At 75.4% G+C, this 18,793-nt stretch carries 3 protein-coding genes; all 3 read left to right on the top strand.

The features are described from left to right. Window positions 1-3 precede the first annotated feature (3 nt). From AB0J58_RS32610 to AB0J58_RS32600, 3 genes are read left to right on the top strand one after another with little or no spacing between them, the layout of a single operon-like run. Window positions 4-207 carry an MbtH family NRPS accessory protein gene (locus AB0J58_RS32610; RefSeq protein ID WP_326645853.1) on the top strand — a complete coding sequence of 68 codons (204 nt, stop codon included), beginning with the start codon at window positions 4-6 and terminating at the stop codon, window positions 205-207. A 34-nt stretch (window positions 208-241) separates the two neighbouring features. Next, window positions 242-11,605 (top strand): amino acid adenylation domain-containing protein, encoded by an 11,364-nt coding sequence (locus AB0J58_RS32605; protein WP_364223149.1) that lies wholly within the window; start codon window positions 242-244, stop codon window positions 11,603-11,605. After that, window positions 11,595-18,791: an amino acid adenylation domain-containing protein gene (locus tag AB0J58_RS32600; protein ID WP_364223146.1), complete on the top strand. Its 7,197-nt coding sequence runs from the start codon at window positions 11,595-11,597 to the stop codon at window positions 18,789-18,791. The genes AB0J58_RS32605 and AB0J58_RS32600 overlap by 11 nt, the downstream gene beginning before the upstream one ends. Window positions 18,792-18,793 lie beyond the last annotated feature (2 nt).

Genomic DNA, 18,793 nt, shown 5'->3' with positions numbered 1-18,793 from the left:
GAGATGTCCGCGGACGAGAAGTACCTGGTCGTGGTCAACCACGAGGAGCAGTACTCGGTCTGGTTCGCCGACCGTGCGCTGCCCGCCGGCTGGCGGGCCGAGGGCGCCTCCGGGACCCGGCAGGAGTGCCTGGACCACATCGAGCGGGTCTGGACCGACATGCGCCCGCTCAGCCTGCGGCTGCGCATGGCCGACGAGGCTCGCTGACGATCCGCCGAGCCATCCCGAGGGGACGATGAGCATGCCTGACCAGACCGGTGTGGATCCCACCCCTCCGGGACGGCACACGCCACCGGAGGAGCACTCCCCGGAACGGGGCCGGGAGCCGTACCCCGCGCTTCCGGTGCACGAGCTGATCGCGGCACAGGCGGCCAGGACGCCGGACGCGGTGGCGGTCGAGTGCCGCGACCGGCGGCTCACCTACACCGAGCTCATGGCGCTGGCCGGTGCCCTCGCCGGCCGCCTGCGGCGGCTCGGCGTGCGGTCCGGCGAACCGGTCGGCGTGGCCGTGCCGCGCGGCGTCGAACTCGTCGCGGCGCTGGTCGGCGTGCACCTGGCCGGGGCGGCCTACGTGCCGCTCGATCCCGCCCATCCGGCCGACCGGCTCCGCTACGTGCTCGACGACGCCGGGGCGAGGGTACTGGTCACCTCCGGCGCCGACGGGGTGGCCGCGGCCACCCCGCCGGTCACCCCGTCGGCCACCGTGGTGCGGATCGACGACCTCGCGGAGCCCGAGGCGCCACCGCGGTCCCCGGTGGCACCTCGGGCGGTGGCGCCGGACGACCCGGCCTATCTCATCTACACCTCGGGGTCGACCGGGCGGCCCAAGGGCGTGCTGGTCTCGCACCGGGCGCTCACCAACTTCCTGTGGTCCATGCGCGAGCGGCCGGGGCTGGCCCCCGGCACCGTCTTCCCGGCCGTGACCACCGTGTCGTTCGACATCGCGGCACTGGAGCTGTTCCTGCCGCTCGTCGTCGGAGGGCGCGTGGTGGTCGCCGAACCCGAGGACGCCCGCGACCCGGAGCGGCTCGCCGCCCTGCTGGACCGCATCGGCGCGACCGTGATGCAGGCGACCCCGACGACCTGGCGGCTGCTGCTCGACGGCGGCTGGAGCCCGCCCGCCGGGTTCACCGCGCTCTGCGGCGGCGAGCGGCTGCCCGCCGAGCTCGCGCGCCGCCTGTGCGCGGCCGGCGCGCGGCTGTGGGACCTGTACGGGCCGACCGAGACGACCGTGTGGTCCTCGGTCGCGTTCCTGGAGGACGGCGAGGTGCGCGACTTCGCCCCGGTGGCCAACACGACGCTGCACGTCCTGGACGACGGACTGAACCCGGTGCCCGCCGGGACGAGCGGAGAGCTGTGCGTCGGTGGCGACGGCGTCGCGGTCGGCTACCACCGCAGGCCGGCGCTGACCGCCGACAGGTTCGTCCCCGACCCCTACGGCACCGTGCCGGGCGGGCGGCTGTACCGCACCGGCGACGTCGCCAGGCGGCACCCGGACGGCAGGATCGAGATCCTCGGTCGCACCGACGACCAGATCAAGATCCGCGGACACCGGGTCGAGCCGGGCGAGGTCGAGGGCGTGCTGGCGGCCCACCAGGGGGTGCGGTTCGCGGTGGTCCAGGCGATCGAGGCCGGCACCGGGCCGAGCCTCGTCGCCCACGTCCAGCCGGTCGACCCGGCCGCGCCGCCCTCCGCGCCGGAGCTGCGTCTGCACTGCGCGCGGCTGCTCCCGCCGTACCTGATCCCGGCGGACTTCCTGGAGGTGGCGGAGTTCCCCACGACGCCCAACGGAAAGATCGACCGGGCGGCCCTGCGGGCGATGCCCGCCCCCGCGGCCACGGCGGGACGCGAACCGGGGACGCCCGCGGAACGCGCGGTGGCGGCGGCGTTCGCGGAGGTGCTCGAACGTCCGGTGGCCGACGCCGAGGCGGACTTCTTCGCCCTGGGCGGGCACTCGCTCTCGGCCAACCTGGTGGTCGGCCGGCTGCGCGCCGAGCGGGGGATCGAACTGCCGGTCGCCGCGCTGTTCGAGGCCCGCACCGTCGAGCGCCTCGCCGCACGGCTGGAGAGCGCCGGCCGCGCCCTCCCGCCGGTGCCGGTCGCGCCGCGGACCGGTCCCGCGCCGCTCTCGTTCGCGCAGCGGCGGATGTGGTTCCTGCACCAGCTCGACCCGGAGGGCACCTCCTACCTGGAGCCCCTCGCGGTGCGGGTGCCGGGCCCGCTGGACCCCGACCGGCTGCGCGCCGCGCTGACCGGGCTCTTCGAACGTCACGAGATCCTGCGCACCCGCTACCCGGCCGAGGGCGACGGCGAGCCGGCGCAGGTCGTCGAGCCGGCCGGGCCGGTCCCGGCGCGGATCGAGGACGGCGACCCCCGGCAGGTGCTCGCCGAGGAGATGACCCGCCCCTTCGACCTGTCCGCGGCCCCCCCGGTCCGGGTCCGCGTGGTCCGCGACGCCGGCGGCGAGCACACCGTGCTGTTCACGCTGCACCACATCGCGACCGACGACCGGTCGCACGAGGTGCTCGCCGGAGAGCTGGTCGCGGCGCTGGAGGGCAGGCCGCTGCCGCCGCTCCCGGTCCGGTACGCCGACTACGCGATCTGGCAGCGCGACCGGATGGCGGGGTCCGCCGCCGAGCTCGTCGAGCGGGAGCTGGGGTTCTGGCGGGAGCGGCTGGCCGGGATGGAGCCGACCGAGCTGCCGGCCGACCGGCCGCGCGCCGCGGTCCGCGACCCGAGAGCCGGTACGGTCAGGTTCGCCGTCCCGCCGGAGCTGGCGGCCCACCTCGACGAACTCGGCGGCGGCCACGGGGCGACACCGTCCATCACGCTGCTGGCCGGCTTCCTCGCGATCCTGGCCCGCTACACCGGCCAGAGCGACCTGGCCGTCGGCGTGCCGGTCTCCGCGCGGAACCGGCCCGAGCTGGACGGTCTCGTCGGCCTCTTCGTCAACACCGTCGTGGTACGGGCGCCGCTCGCCGACCTGGCCACCTTCGTCGACCTGCTGGCGGAGGTCCGGGAAAGCGCCACGGCCGGGTACGCGCACGCCGAGGTGCCGTTCGAGCTGGTCGTCGAGGAACTCGCGCCGCAGCGCGACCTGTCCCGCAACCCGCTGTTCTCGATCATGTTCGCCACGCACGAGGCGGCGGCCCGCCCGTCCGGAGTGGAGCTCCCCGACCTGCCGGGTGCCAAGTTCGATCTGGGCTGCCATCTGACGCGGCGGCCGGACGGCGGCCTGGACGGCCGGATCGAGTACGCGGCCGCGCTCTTCGACGCCTCGTCGATGGCGGGCTTCGCCGACCACTACGTGCGGCTGCTGCGGGCGGCCGTCGCGGCACCGGACACACCCGTGCGGCGGCTGCCGCTGCTCATCGGCGCGGAGGCCGCGGCGCCCGTCCTGGCGGGCGAGCCGGTGCCGGACGACTCCGGCACCGTGCCGGAGCTGATCGCGGCCCGCGCGGCCGTCACCGAGGGGATCGCCGTCACCGGCGGCGGAACCACCCTCACCTACCCCGAACTGGACCGCGAGGCCAACAGGCTGGCCGGCCGCCTCCGCGCGCTCGGCGCCCGCCGCGGCACGCTCGTCGCGGTCCGGCTGCCGAGAACCGCCGACCTCGTCGTCGCGCTGCTGGCCGTGCTCAAGTCCGGGGCGGCCTACATCCCGCTCGACCCGGCCCATCCGGCCGAGCGCCTGGCACAGGCGCTGGCGGACTCCGCCGCGCCGCTGCTGGTCGCGACCGCCGACGCCGCCCCGCTGCTTCCCGCGGGAGTCCGGCTGGTGGCACTGGACGACCCGGCCGAGCGGGCCGGGATACGGGCCTGCCCGCCGACCGCGCCGGACGCCCGGCCGCACCCGGACGACCTGGCGTACGTGGTCTACACCTCGGGATCCACCGGCCGCCCCAAGGGGGCCATGGTCACCCACCGCGGCCTGGCCGGCTACACCCGCTGGGCCTGTGCGGAACTGCGGCCGGGGGACGGGGCGGGGTCGCCGCTGCACACCTCCATCGCCTACGACCTCGCCCTCACCTCGCTCTACCCGACGCTGGCCGCCGGAGCCCCGGTGCGGCTGGTGGACGAGGAGGCGGCCGGTGTCGAGCAGCTGGCGCGGGCGCTGGCCGACGGCCCCTACGGCGTCGTCAAGCTGACCCCGACCCACCTGGACCTGCTGACCGGGACGCTCCCCGCCGACGTGCTGGCCGCCGCGGCCAGATGCCTGGTGGTCGGCGGCGAGGAACTGCGCGGCGAACAGCTGGCCACCTGGGCCGCGCACGCCCCGGCGACCCGGATCGTCAACAGCTACGGTCCGAGCGAGACCGCCGTCGCCTGCTGCGTGCACGTCGTGCCCGCAGGCGAGACGGCGCCGGGTCCGGTCCCGATCGGCCGGCCGATCCCCGGCGCCACCATTTGCCTGCTCGACGACGCCATGCGCGCGGTGCCGCCCGGCGTGGCCGGCGAGATCTACGTCGGCGGGCGCGGGGTCGGCCAGGGCTACCTCGGCAGCCCGCGCCTCACCGCGGACCGCTTCGTACCGGATCCGTACGCGACCGAGCCAGGAGCGCGCCTCTACCGGACCGGCGACCTCGCCCGGCGGCGACCCGACGGCACCCTGGTCTTCCTGGGGCGCGCGGACCAGCAGATCAAGATTCGCGGCTTCCGCGTCGAGCCGGGCGAGATCGAGGGCGTCCTGGCCGAGCATCCGGCCGTCCGCGCCGCCGCGGTGGTCGCCGACCGGTCCGACCCGGGCAACCCGAGGCTGGCCGCGCACATCCTCCCGGCGGGTCCCGGCGTACCGCTCTCCGAGCTCAGCACCTACCTGGCCGAGCGGCTCCCCGGTCACCTGGTGCCCACCCTGTGGGGGACCCTCGCCGAGCTGCCGCTGCTCGGCAACGGCAAGCTCGACCGCCGGGCGCTGCCCGCCCTGGCCCCGCTGGGCGGCGCGGAGACCTACACCGCGCCCGCCACCCCGGCGGAGCGGGCCATCGCCGAGGTGTGGGCCGAGGTGCTCGGCGCCGGCCGGGTCGGCAGGCACGACCGCTTCTTCGACCTCGGCGGGCAGTCGCTGCTCGCCACCCGGGTGGTGGCCCGGCTGCGCGAGCGGTTCCCGGTGCCGGTCTCGGTGCGGGACGTGTTCGCCGCGCCGACCGTGGCCACCCTCGCGGACCTCGTCGCCGCCCGGGTGCGCGCCCAGACGGAGGAGATGTTCGGGGCGTCCGCCGGGGCGCGGCGGCCGGAGACGCCGCGGGAGACCGTCCTCTCCTCGCCCGTCACCCCCGCGGACAGGTCCCGCCCGCTGCCGCTCTCCTTCGCGCAGCGCGGCCTGTGGGTGCTGGACCAGCTGCGCCCGAACGGGACGGAGTACCTCGTGGTGACCGCGCTGCGGCTGCGCGGAGAGCTCGACGTCGACGCGCTCGGGCGGGCGCTGACCCGGGTGGCCGAGCGGCACGAGATCCTCCGCACCCGCTACGTCGCGGGCTCCGACGGCGAGCCCGCGCAGGTCGTCGACCCGCCGTCGCGGCTCCGCCCGGTCGCCGAGGAGGCGGACCCGGCCGCGGTCCTCGAAGCGGAACTGGCCACGCCGATCGACCTGGCACGCGGTCCCGTCCTGCGGGTCCGGCTGGTGCGGGTGGGCGCCGGCGAGCACGTCCTGGTGCTGGTGACCCACCACATCGCCACCGACGGCTGGTCGAGCGGCATCCTGGCGACCGAGCTGGCGGGCGCCTACTCGGGCCGGGACCTGCCGGAGCCGGCCCTGCAGTACGCCGACTTCGCCGCCTGGCAGCGCGAGCGGTTCGCCGGGCAGGCGCTGGACGGCGCACTGGCGCACTGGCGCGGCAGGCTCACCGGCCTGGAGCCGACCGAACTGCCCACCGACCGGCCCCGTCCCCCGGTCGGCGACCACCGGGGGGCGGTCCTCCGCTTCGACGTGCCGCCCGCGCTGGCCGGGGCGCTGGAGGAGATCGGCAGGCGGGCCGGGGCCACCCCGTTCACGACCTACCTGGCGGGGTTCTACGCGCTGCTCGCCCGTCACACCGGGCGGCGGGACCTGGCGGTCGGCGTGCCGATGTCCGGGCGCGACTCCGCCGAGGCCGAGGGGTTGATCGGCTTCTTCGTGAACACCGTCGTGCTGCGCGCCGACCTCACCGGAGACCCGTCGTTCGGCACGCTGCTCGGCCGGGTCCAGGACGTCGTCGCCGAGGCGTACCAGCACGACGAGCTGCCGTTCGAGCGGCTGGTGGAGGAGCTGGCACCGAGCCGCGACCTGTCCAGGCACCCGCTGTTCCAGCTGCTCTTCGCGTTCCGGGAGGAGGGCGAGGAGCGGTTCCGGCTGCCCGGGCTGGACGTCTCGCCCGAGCCGGTGCCGTGGCGCACCGCCAAGTTCGACCTCACCATGGAGCTGACCCGGCGCGCCGACGGCGGCCTGACCGGCGAGATCGAGTACGCGACCGCGCTCTTCGACCGGGCCACCGCCGACCGGCTCGCCCGCCACTACCTGACCCTGCTGACCTCGGCGGCGGCCCGGCCGGACAGCGCGCTCGGGGAGCTGGAGCTGCTCGACGACGCGGAGCGGCACGCGCTCACCGCCGGTGCCGACGGCCCCGTCCGGAGCAGGCCCGACCTCGGCCTGCCCGAGCTGGTCGCCCGCCAGGCGGCCCTGGCCCCCGGCCGGGTCGCGGTGGAGTGTGACGGGGCCGCGCTCACCTACGGTGACCTGGACGCCGCCGCCAACCGGCTCGCCCACCACCTGCGGGCCGCCGGCATCCGCCGTGACGACGTGGTGGGCGTCTGCCTGCCCCGGCGACCTGAGCTGGTCGTGGCGCTGCTCGGGGTGCTGCGCGCCGGAGCGGCCTACCTCCCGCTCGACCCCGCCCACCCGGCCGACCGGCTGGCCTGGATGCTCCGGGACTCCCGGGCGCGGCTGGTCGTCGTCGGCGCCGAGCCGTCTCCGGCGAGCGGCCACGGCACGCCGGTGCTGAACCTGGCCGCCGAGCGGGCCGGCATCGACGCCCGCCCCGGCGAATCCGCGCCGGTCGGCACCGACCTGGACGGGCTGGCGTACGTCATGTACACCTCCGGCTCCACCGGCCGGCCCAAGGGCGTGGCCGTACCGCACCGCGGCATCCGCAACCGGGTGCTGTGGACGGTCCACGAGCACGGGCTCGGCACCTCGGACCGGCTCCTGCAGAAGACGTCGGTCACCTTCGACGCCTCCGTCTGGGAGTTCCTCGGGCCGCTGGTGTCCGGTGGCACCGTGGTGCTCCCGCCGGACGGGACCGAGCGCGACCCGGCGAGCATGGTCGAGGCGCTGGTCCAGGGCCGGATCACCGTGCTCCAGGGCGTCCCCTCCTTCCTGCGGACGCTCGCCGACGAGCCGGGCCTGGAACGCTGCGGCACGCTCCGGCTGCTCTTCTCGGCCGGTGAGCCGCTGCCCGGCGAGCTCGCCGCCCGCCTGTCCACCCGGCTGGGGACGGCGCTGGTCAACACCTACGGCCCGACCGAATGCTCGATCGACGTGACCGCGTGGTCGTACGAGCCCGGCGACGAAGGCGGCATCGTGCCGATCGGCAGGCCGCTGGACAACACCCGCGCGGTCGTCCACACGCCGGACGGCAGGCTCGCCCCGGTCGGCACGCCGGGTGAGCTGCACGCCGCGGGGGACGGCCTGGCCCGCGGCTACCTGGGCAGGCCGGGACTGACCGCAGACCGGTTCGTACCCGATCCGTACGGGCCGCCGGGCGCCCGCGCCTACCGCACCGGCGACGTGGTGCGCCGCAGGACCGACGGCGCGCTGGAGTTCCTCGGCCGGGCCGACCGCCAGGTCAAGATCCGCGGCGTCCGGATCGAGCTGGACGAGGTCGAGGCCGTGCTGTCCCGGCACCCCGCGCTCGCCGCGGCCGTGGTCGAGGCCAGGCGGGGACCCGACGGCCTGCCCCGGCTGGTCGGCTACCTGGTGGCGCGGGGCGAGGCGCCTGCGCGGCGGGAGATCCGCGAGTTCCTGCTCGCGCGGCTGCCCGAGCCGTACGTGCCCTCGGTGCTGCTCACCGTGGACCGCCTGCCGCGGACCTCCAGCGGCAAGATCGACCGGGCCGCGCTGCCCGACCCGGACGGCGTCCGGCTCCCCGGCCGGGCCGTCCCCGCGGCGCCGCGCACCCCGGCCGAGAAGATCGTGACGGATGTGCTGGCCGAGGTGCTCGGGCTCGACGTGGTCGGGACGGGCGACGACTTCTTCGACCTGGGCGGCCACTCGCTGCTGGCGATCCGGATCGCGGCCCGGCTGCGGGCCGCGTTCGGCGTCGCCCTGCCGGTCCGCGCCGTGTTCGAGGACCGCACCGCCGCCGCGCTGGCGGCCAGGGTCGACGGCCTCGGCGTCCAGGCCGCCGGCGAGATCGTCCCGCTGGACGCGGAACGGCGGGCCGGACCGGTCCCGCTCTCCTTCGCCCAGCAGCGACTGTGGTTCCTCGATCTCCTCGACCAGGGCGGCCGGTATCACGTGACCTGGGCGTTCCGGCTGTCCGGGCGACTGGACGCGGACGCCCTGGCCGGTGCGCTGTCCGGGCTGTTCGCCCGGCACGGCGCCCTGCGCACCCGCTACCCGACCGGGCAGGACGGCGGCGCGGTCCAGATCGTGGATCCGGCCGCTCCCGTTCCGCTGCAGGTCGTCGACCTGTCCGGCGCGGACTCCGAACGGGTGGCCACGCTCGTCCGCTCGCTCGCCGAGCGGCCCTTCGACCTGGCCGGGCAGGCGCCCGCGCTGCCCTACCTGATCAGGCTCGGCGCCCGGGAGCATGTGTTCCTGCTGGTCATGCATCACATCGTCGCCGACGCCTGGTCCGAGCAGATCATGGCGCGCGAGCTCTCCGAGCTCTACGAGGCCCGGGTGCAGGGCCGGCCGACGGTGCTCGGGCCACCCCCGCTGCAGTACGCCGACTACGCGTCCTGGCAGCGCTCCCGGCTGACCGGCGACGTGCTGGACCGTGAGCTGGATCACTGGCGTGATCGGCTGGCCGGACTGCAGCCGCTGGAACTGCCCGCCGACCGGCCCCGGCCGCCGGTACGCCGGGGCCACGGCGCGACCGTCACCTGCGACATCCCCGCCGAGATCGCGCAGCCGCTGCTGGCGCTCGGCCGGCGGCAGGGCGCGACCGCGTTCATGACCTTCCTGAGCGTGTTCGCCGCGATGCTCGGCCGCTACACCGGCGCCACCGACGTGGCGGTCGGCACGGTCGTCGCCGGTCGAGGCCAGGCGGAACTGGACGACGTCGTCGGGTTCTTCGTCAACACCGTCGTGGTGCGGGTGGACCTGGCCGGCGATCCGACGGTGACGACCCTGATCGGCCGGGTCAGGGAGAGCGCGCTGGACGCCTTCAGCCACGACGAGCTGCCCTTCGACCGGCTGGTGGAGGGGCTGGCCCCGCAGCGGGACCTGTCCCGCTCCCCGCTGTGCGACGTCACGTTCGGGCTGCGCGAGCAGGCGCCGGAACCGCCGCGCCTGACGGGGCTCGACGTGCGGCCGGTCGCCGTCGAGCGGACCACGGCCAAGTTCGATCTCACCTTCGGCCTCGTCGCCGGCGCCGACGGCGGCTACCGGGCCGAGCTGGAGTACGCCACGGACCTGTTCACCGAGGCGACGATCCACCGCCTCGCCGGACATTTCCGGACCCTGGTGGAGTCGGCGGCGACGGCACCGGACCGGCCCGTCAGCCGCCTCGACATGCTGGACCCCGCCGAGCGCGGACGGCTGCTGCGGGACTGGAACCCGCGGGCCACGCCGGCCGCGCGCGAATCCCTGCACGAGGCGTTCGCCGCCCAGGCCGCCCGCACCCCGGACGCGCCCGCGGTCGAGTACGCCGGCGAGCGCCTGACCTACGCCGAGCTGGACGACCGGGCCGCCGCGCTGGCCGGGCGGCTGCACGCCGCAGGGGTGCGCCCCGAGGACCCGGTGGCCGTCTACCTGGACCGGTCACCGGCGGCGGTGACCGCGCTGCTGGCCGTGCTGCGGGCGGGCGGGGTGTACGTGCCGCTGGACACCGCGCAACCCGCCGAACGCCTGGCGGCGATGCTCGGCGACCTGCGGCCCGCGGCGGTGCTCACCGACCGCCGGACGCTCCCCCTGCCCGTCTCGGTCCCGATCCTCACCGTCGGAGGGACGGCCGGCGAGGCGGGGGACGCGCCCCCCGGCGACCTCCCGCCCGGCGACCCCGGTCGCGCCGCGTACATGATCTACACCTCGGGCTCGACCGGCCGGCCGAAGGCGGTCGTCGTCCCGCACGGCGCGTACACCCACCACTGCCGCGCCCACGCGGACGCGCACGACATCCGTCCCGGGGACAGGGTGCTGCTGCACGCGCCGCTCATCTTCGACCCGGCGATGGCGCAGATGGGCGCCACCCTGCTGGCGGGCGCCACCGTGGTGATCGGCGCCCCGGGCGTCGTCGCCCCCGCCGACCTGCCGGACCTGCTGGCCGAGACCGGGGTGACCCATGTCGCGCTCGCGGCCACCTACTACCGCGACGTGATGACCGGCATCCGGCCCGGCGACCCGAGGCCGGCCGCGCTGCGCGTGCTGGCCGTCGGTGGCGAGGCGGTCGGCTACCAGGACGCCCGGCTCTGGCTGGCCACCGGCCTGCCCGCCAGGTTCCTCTGCGTGTACGGCCCGACCGAGGCCACCATCGGCGGCCTGTGCCATCCCGTGACCCCGGCCGAGGTGGCCGCGGCGGCCCCGGACGCGGGTCTGCCGATCGGCCGCCCGCTGCCGGGCACCCGGGCCTACGTGGTGGACGCGGCGTTCAACCCGGTGCCCGTCGGCGTGGTCGGCGAGCTCTGCCTGGGCGGCCCGAGGGTCAGCCGGGGGTACCTGCGGCAGCCGGGGCCGACCGCCGACCGTTTCGTCCCCGACCCGTTCGGCGAGGAGCCCGGAGAGCGGTTGTACCGGACGGGGGACCAGGTCAGGTACCGTCCCGACGGGGTGATCGAGTTCATCGGCCGGATCGACGCCCAGGTGAAGCTGCGCGGGTTCCGGATCGAGCTCGGCGAGATCGAGACCGCGCTGGCCGCGCACCCCGGCGTCCAGGCGGCCGCCGCGGCGGTGCAGGAACTCGCGCCGGGCGACCGCCGGCTGGTGGGATACGTGGTGCCGGTGCCCGGGACCGACTCCGGGCCGTCGTCGCCGGAGCTCCGCGCCCACCTGCGCGACCGGGTGCCGGAGTACATGGTGCCCGCGCTGTTCATGACGCTGGACGGGCTGCCCGCGACCGCGGGCCAGAAGGTGGACCGCCGCGCGCTGCCGGTGCCCGACCCGGGCACCGCCCTCGCGCCGGAGGAGGCGGTCCCGCCGGGCACCGAGGTGGAGGAGGCCATCGCCGGCGCCTGGGCCGACGTGCTCGGCCTGCCCGCCGTCGGCGTGGAACACGACTTCTTCGAACTCGGTGGCCACTCGCTGCTCGCCACCCGCCTGATGGCCCTGCTGCAGGACCTGTTCGGACTGGAGATCCCGCTACGCGTCCTGTTCGAGGCCACCACCGTCCGCGCGCAGGCCGCCGCGCTGGAAGGGCTGGCCGAGGCCGCCGCCCCCACATCGTACGAGGGAAGAGACGATGAGCACTGACGTGACCAAGCCGGAGACGAGCGCGGGCGCCGGGCTGCTGAGGGATCGCCTGCGTTCCCGGCGCGCGGCGGGGCGGGAGGGCGTCGTCCCGGTCCTGCCTCCCGGCGTGCCACCGCCGCTCTCCTTCGCGCAGCGGCAGTTCTGGGTGCTGGACCGGCTCCGCCCGGGGGGCACCGACTACCTGGTGCCGCTGGTGATCCGGCTACACGGTGACCTCTCCGGCGTCGACCTGGGCGCGGCCCTCGACGAACTGGTGCGTCGCCACGAGATCCTGCGCACCCGCTACACCACCGAGGGGCCCGACGCCGAACCGATCCAGACGATCGACCCGCCGGGCCCGGTGGATCTGGTCTTCGACGACCTCACCCCGGCCGAGTTCGACGCCCTCCTGGAGGCCGAGACCGGCACGCCGTTCGACCTCGCCACGGGCCCGATGCTGCGCGCCAGGCTGGTACGGCTGGCACCCGAGGAACACGTACTGGTTCTCATGCTGCACCACATCGCCGTCGACGGCTGGTCGGGCGGCCTGCTGGTACGCGAGCTGGCCGCGCTGGCCACCGGAGAGGAACCGCCCGCGCCCGGTCTGCGGTACGCCGACTTCGCGGCCTGGCAGCGCGACCAGCTCTCCGGTGAACGGCTGGAACGCGACCTCGACCACTGGACGGAGACCCTCCGCGACCTGCCGGCGCTGGAACTGCCGACGGACCGGCCGCGCCCGGCGGTGTGGGAACCGGCGGGGGAGACCGTCCGGTTCGACATCCCCGTCGAGATCGGCCACCGGGTCCGGGCCCTGGCCAGGGAGCACCGGGCCACGCCCTTCATGGTCTACCTGGCGGCGTTCTGGTCGCTGCTGCACCGGTACACCGGCCAGGCCGACTTCGCCGTCGGCAGCCCGGTGGCCGGCCGGACCCGCGCGCAGACGCACGACGTGATCGGCCCGTTCGTCAACCTGCTCGTGCTGCGAGCCGACCTGTCCGGCGACCCGACGTTCGCCGAGCTGCTCGATCGCGCCCGCGGTACGGCCCTTGATGCCTTCGCCCGTCAGGACGTCCCGTTCGAGCGGGTCGTCAACGCGCTGGCGGCCGGCCGGGACCTGTCCACCCATCCGCTGGTCAGCGTCAACCTGACCCTGCAGAACAACGAACCGCTGAGCTTCACGGCCGGGGCGGTCTCCGGCGAGCTGGTCCCGGTCCTGGCGCGCCAGGCCAAGTTCGACCTGAGCTGGACGCTGGAGGAGAGGCCGGACGGTTCGGTCGCGGGCGAGGCCACCATCGCACGCGCGCTGCTCGACCCGGACACGGCGCGGCGGATGGCCGAGCACTACGTCCGCCTGCTCGGCGCGGCCGTCGCCGACCCCGGGACGCGGGTGAGCGAACTGCCGCTGCTGGGCGCCGCGGAACTCGACCGGCTGGTCCGCGGGCCGGTCGCCCCGGCGCTCGGCGAGCCCTGCCTGCACGAGCGCTTCGCCGCCCGGGTGAGGGAGCGGCCCGGCGCGATCGCGGTGACCTTCGACGGCCGGCACCTGACCTACGCCGATCTGGAGGCCAGGGCCAACCGGCTGGCGCACCGGCTGGCGGAGTTCGGCGTGGGCCGCGAGGACCTGGTGGGGGTCTGCCTGCCGCGCGGCGTCGACATGCTGGTCGCCGTCCTCGCGGTGCTCAAGGCCGGGGCGGCCTACCTGCCGCTCGATCCGGACCACCCGGCCGAGCGGATCGAACTCCTCATCCGGGACGCCGCCGCCCGTGTCGTGGTCACCGAGACCGCGCTGGCGGAACGGGTGTCCGGGCACCGGTCCGGGCACCGGTCCGGGCACTGCCTGTATCTGGACGACGCCGACGAGATCGGCCGCATCGCGGCGCTGCCCGCCGAGGCGCCCGCGCTCCGGACGCACCCCGGCGATCTCGCCTACGTCATCTACACCTCCGGGTCCGCGGGCCGCCCCAAGGGTGTCCAGGTGACCCACGCCAACGCGGTCCGCCTGTTCACCGTGACCGAGGACGACTACGGCTTCGGCCCGGACGACGTCTGGGCGCTGTTCCACTCCTACGCCTTCGACTTCTCGGTCTGGGAGATGTGGGGCGCGTTCCTGTACGGCGGACGCCTCGTCGTCGTCCCCTACGAGGTGTCGCGCTCGCCCTGGGACCTGGCCGTGCTCCTCGCCGACGAGGGCGTGACCGTGCTCAACCAGACACCGTCGGCGTTCCGCTCGCTGGTCGATCTGGCCAGGCGCGGCGAGGCCGCCCTCGACCGGCTCCGGCTCCGGCTGGTGATCTTCGGCGGGGAGGCGCTCGACGTCGGCATGCTCGAACCCTGGTGGAACAGGTACGGCGCCGAGCGGCCGAGGCTCGTCAACATGTACGGCATCACCGAGACGACCGTGCACGTCACCTACCGGCCCCTCGGCCCGGCCGATCTGGCGGGGGACCGCAGCCCGATCGGGCGGCCCCTCGGCGACCTCACCCTGCACGTGCTCGACGGGCGGATGCGTCCCGTGCCGGTCGGCGTGCCGGGCGAGCTGCACGTGGGCGGCGCCGGCGTCGCCCGCGGCTACCTCGGCCGTCCCGCGCTCACCGCGGACCGCTTCGTGCCCGATCCCTTCGGGCCGCCGGGCTCCCGGCTCTACCGCTCGGGAGACCGGGCGAGGTGGCGGCCGGACGGCGACATCGGCTTCCTCGGCCGCCTCGACGACCAGGTGAAGATCCGCGGGTTCCGGATCGAGCTCGGTGAGGTCGAGGCGTGCCTGTCCGGCCATCCGGACCTGGACGACGCCGTCGTCACCGTGGACGAGAGCGTGCCCGGCGAACACAGGCTCATCGGCTACGCCGTGCCCAGGGACAGCGCGCGGATCGGCGCGGCGGAGCTGCGCGCGTACACGGTCGAGCGGCTGCCCGGCCACATGGTCCCGGCCGCCTTCGTGATCGTCCCGAAGCTGCCGCTGACCGCCAACGGCAAGGTCGACCTGCGGGCGCTGCCCGCCCCCGACGGCTCGCGGCAGGACCGGGGCGACGGCTACGTCCCGCCGCGGACCGAGGCGGAGACGGCGATGGCCAGGATCTGGGCCGAGGTGCTCGGCATCGAGCGGGTCGGCGTGGACGACAACTTCTTCGAGCTCGGCGGCGACTCGATCCGCGCGGTCCGCCTCGTCGGAGCGCTGCGCGCCGGCGGCCTCGACTACTCCGTGCAGAGCCTGTTCCGGCATCAGAACATCGCCGACCTGATCCTGGGGGGCGACGGCGACGCGACCCGCGTCGAGCGGGCCGGCACGCCGCCGTTCGCGCTGATCGGCGCGGAGGACCGGGCGAAGGTGCCGGCCGGAGTGGTGGACGCCTACCCGATGGCGCGGGTCCAGGCCGGCATGGTCTACGAGCTGCTGGCCGATCCGGACGGCAACCCCTATCACAACATCACCAGCTACCTGATCCGTGATCCCGGCGTCTTCGACGCCGCGGCGTTCGCCGCCGCGACCGAAGAGGTCGTGGCCCGGCACGACATCCTGCGCACCTCGTTCGACCTGGCGACCTTCTCCGAACCGCTGCAGCTCGTGCACGACCGGGTGGAGGTCGAGGTCGGGTACGCGGACCTGCGCGGGGAGTCGCCGGACGAGCGGGAGGCGAGCATGACGGCGTTCCGGGCGGCGGAGCGCGCACGGCTCTTCGACCTCGGCGCGGCGCCGCTGCTGCGCGTCCACGCGCACCAGGTCGGCGACGACCGGTGGTACTTCTCGATCACCGAGTGCCACGCGATCCTGGACGGCTGGAGCCACAACTCGATCATCACCGAGGTGCTCGACCTCTACCGGGCGATCCGCGACGGCCGGCCGGTGCCCGCCGAGGAGCCGAGCGCCGTCAGGTACGCCGACTTCATCGCGCAGGAGCGGCGCAGCCTGACCGGCCGGGCCGACCGGGCGTTCTGGCGGGACCGGCTGGGCGGCGCGAACCGGCTGACCATCCCCGCCGCCTGGGCCGACCCGGACGGGCCGGGCGCGTACTCGACGGTCGTGCCGTTCCACGACATCGAGGCCGGGCTGCGGCGGGTGGCCACGTCGGCGGGGACGTCGCTGAAGAGCGTGCTGCTCGCCGCGCACGTCGCCGTGTGGCGGGCGGTCGCCGGTCCGGGGCCGTTCTACTGCGGTCTGGTGTGCAACGGCCGTACCGAGGTCGAGGGCGGGGACCGGGTCCGCGGCATGTTCCTCAACCCGGTGCCCTTCGTCGCCCCGGCCGGGGCGGCCACCTGGCGCGAGCTGGTCGAGGCGGTGTTCGCCGAGGAGGTCGAACTGTGGCCGCACCGCCGCTTCCCGCTGCCCGAGATGCAGCGCGAGTTCGGCGACGGGCAGCGGGTGCTCGACGTGGCCTTCAACTACCTCGACTTCCACGTACTGGACCGGGAGACGGTCGACACCTCCGGCAGCACCGACGTCAGTCCGAACGAGTTCCCGCTGGCGGTCATGAGGGGCGCCCAGGGGCTGGTGATCGCCACCAAGTCGTCGTGGGTCGGGCGCCCGTACGCCGAGCTGCTCGCCCGGATGTACCGGCGGGCGCTGACCCTGATGATCGCCGACCTCGACGGCGACGCCGGTGTGTCACTGCTCCCGGCGCGCGAGCGGGAACGGCTGCTGACCGGCGGGGTGGACCGGATTCGGGCGCCCCGGCCGCGCCGGGGTGTCCACGAGCTCTTCGCCGAGCAGGCCGCGCGGATCCCCGACGCGGTGGCGGTCGAGGCGGCGGGTGCCACGCTGACCTACCGGGAACTGCGCGACCGCGCCTGGCGCTGGGCGGCCGGCCTGCGCCAGGCGGGCGTGCGCGCCGGGGACCTGGTCGGGGTGTGCCTGCCCAGGGAACCCGACCTGGTGGCGGCCGTGCTCGGCGTCCTCGCGGTGGGCGCGGCGTACGTCCCCATCGACCCCGGGCACCCGGCCGACCGGATCGCCGCGCTGGTGCGCGACGCCGGGCCGCGGGTCGTGGTGAGCGGCACCGAGATCGCCGGGGCCGTCGTGGTCACCCCCGACCGGATAGGTCACGCCGAGCCGGTCGCCGAGCCGCACCGGCCCGATCCGGAGGAGCTGGTCTACGTCGTGTACACCTCCGGGTCGACCGGCCGCCCCAAGGGGGTGATGGTCCGGCACGGCGCGCTCGCCGACCGGGTCTGGTCGATGTGGCGGAACCTCGGCCTGGCCGTTCACGACGTGGCGGCCGCGGTCGTGCCGATGGTGACCGACGTCTGCCAGCTCGCCGTCTTCACCACCCTCGCAGGCGGCGGCCACCTGGTGCTGGCCGGTGAGGACCTCGGCCGGGACCCGGTCTCGCTCGCCGGGCTGCTGCGCGGCAGCGGCGCCAGGTTCCTGCAGGCCTCGCCCACCACCTGGCGGATGCTGACCGAGTCGGGCTGGTCCCCGCCCGCCGGATTCCGGCTGCTGTCCGGGGGGGAGGCGATGAGCGCCGACCTGATGGCCCGGCTGCGCGCCACCGACGCCCAGGTCTGGGACATGTACGGCCCGAGCGAGGCGACCGTCTTCGCCTTCGGCACCCGGATGACCGATGACGGGCCCGTCTGGGTGCCGGCCGCCGACACCACCGTGTACCTGCTCGACCGGGACTCCGAACCGGTGCTCGACGGGGTGTCCGGAGAGATCTTCGTCGGTGGCGACGGGCTGGCCCGAGGTTATCTCGGCAGGCCCGCCACCACCGCGGACGTGTTCCGGCCCGACCCGTTCGCCGCCGAGCCGGGCGGCAGGATGTACGCCACCGGCGACATCGGCAGGCGCGGCCGCGACGGCCGGATCGAGATCCTCGGCCGGCGCGACCACCAGCTCAAGATCCGTGGGTTCCGGGTCGAGCTCGGCGAGGTGGAGAACACCCTCGCCGGTCACCCGGACGTCCGGGCCGTGGTGGTGCACCCGGTCCCCGGGCCGCAGGGCGAGCAGCGGCTCGCCGCCTACCTGATCCTCCGCGGCGGCGCCGCCGCGGAGGAGGTGCGCCGGCACGCCGACCGGGTGCTGCCCGGGTACATGGTGCCGACCCACTTCGTGGTCCTGGAGTCCTTCCCCCGCCTGGCCAACGGCAAGGTCGACCGGGCCGCGCTGCCGGTGCCCGGTTCCGACCGGCCGAGGGTGACCACGCGGTACGAGCCGCCGGACGGCCCGGTCGAGACGGCGATCGCCGAGGTGTGGGCCGACGCGCTGGGCGTCGAGCGGGTGGGCCGCGACGACGACTACTTCAAGCTGGGCGGCCACTCGCTCCTCATGCTCCGGATCGTCGCCCGGCTGGCCGGGGAGCACCGCGTCGAGGTGACCTTCCGCGACTTCCTGGAACACCGCACGGTGCGCGGCCTGGCGGCCGCCGCCGCGACGGAGCGGACGAGGCCGTCGGTGCTGCTCCGGCTCAACGACCAGGACGAGGGCACGCCGCTGTTCTGCGTCCACCCCGGCGGCGGGAGCGCCCACTGGTACCGGCATCTCGCCGAGGTGTACGCGCCGGAACGGCCCCTGGCGGCCTTCGAGTGGCCCGGGCTGCACGGCGACCACGGTCACGCCACGAGCGTGCCGGAGATCGCGGCCGTCTACCTGGCGGAACTGCGGGCGGCGCGGCCGAAGGGCCCGTACCACATCCTCGGCTGGTGCGCCTCCAGCGGTATCGCCTGGGAGATGGCCCGCCAGCTGCACGAGATCGGTGAACGGCCCCGGCTGATCCTGATCGACCCGTTCGAGTACGCCTCGGCCGGTGTCAACCCGCTGCTGGCCAACCTGGAGGTGCTGCGCCGGGCCGAGGGGCTGCTCGCGGACCTGCGGGACGGGGCGGGCGGCGAGCAGACGCGCGCCGAGGTCATGGCCGTGCTGCGCGAGGTGATCGATGACGGCGACCTGCTGGTCGACGGCGAGGACCTCGACCTCGGCGAGGGCTGGACGCACTGGCTGCGATCCTGGCGGGAGATGCTGGAGGCCCGCTCCCGCTACCGGTTCGCCGCCTACCCGGGCACGGTCGACCTGATCGTCTGCGAGGAACTCGCCGCGGGCGGCTACCAGACCATTCTCGGCCGGTCGTTCGACGACTACCTGGACCAGTGGCGGCGGCAGGCCGCCGGGGTGCGGGTGCACCGCGTCCCCGGCGACCACCGGACGGCGCTCTTCCCGCCGCAGGTGTCCATCCTGGCGACCGCGCTGACCGCGGTCATCGACAACCACGAGGAGTGAGT

Origin of the sequence: Streptosporangium sp. NPDC049644 (genome assembly GCF_040675205.1) — a bacterium.
GTDB classification, from domain to species: domain Bacteria; phylum Actinomycetota; class Actinomycetes; order Streptosporangiales; family Streptosporangiaceae; genus Streptosporangium; species Streptosporangium fukuiense.
Note: the sequence above shows the minus strand (reverse complement) of the source record. Positions and strands in the feature narration are given on the sequence as shown.

Excerpts from the sequence above, each read along its gene's own strand:
- AB0J58_RS32610 (WP_326645853.1), top strand. The coding sequence starts at position 4 with ATGTCCGCGGACGAGAAGTACCTGGTCGTGGTCAACCACGAGGAGCAG.
- AB0J58_RS32605 (WP_364223149.1), top strand. The coding sequence starts at position 242 with ATGCCTGACCAGACCGGTGTGGATCCCACCCCTCCGGGACGGCACACG.
- AB0J58_RS32600 (WP_364223146.1), top strand. The coding sequence starts at position 11,595 with ATGAGCACTGACGTGACCAAGCCGGAGACGAGCGCGGGCGCCGGGCTG.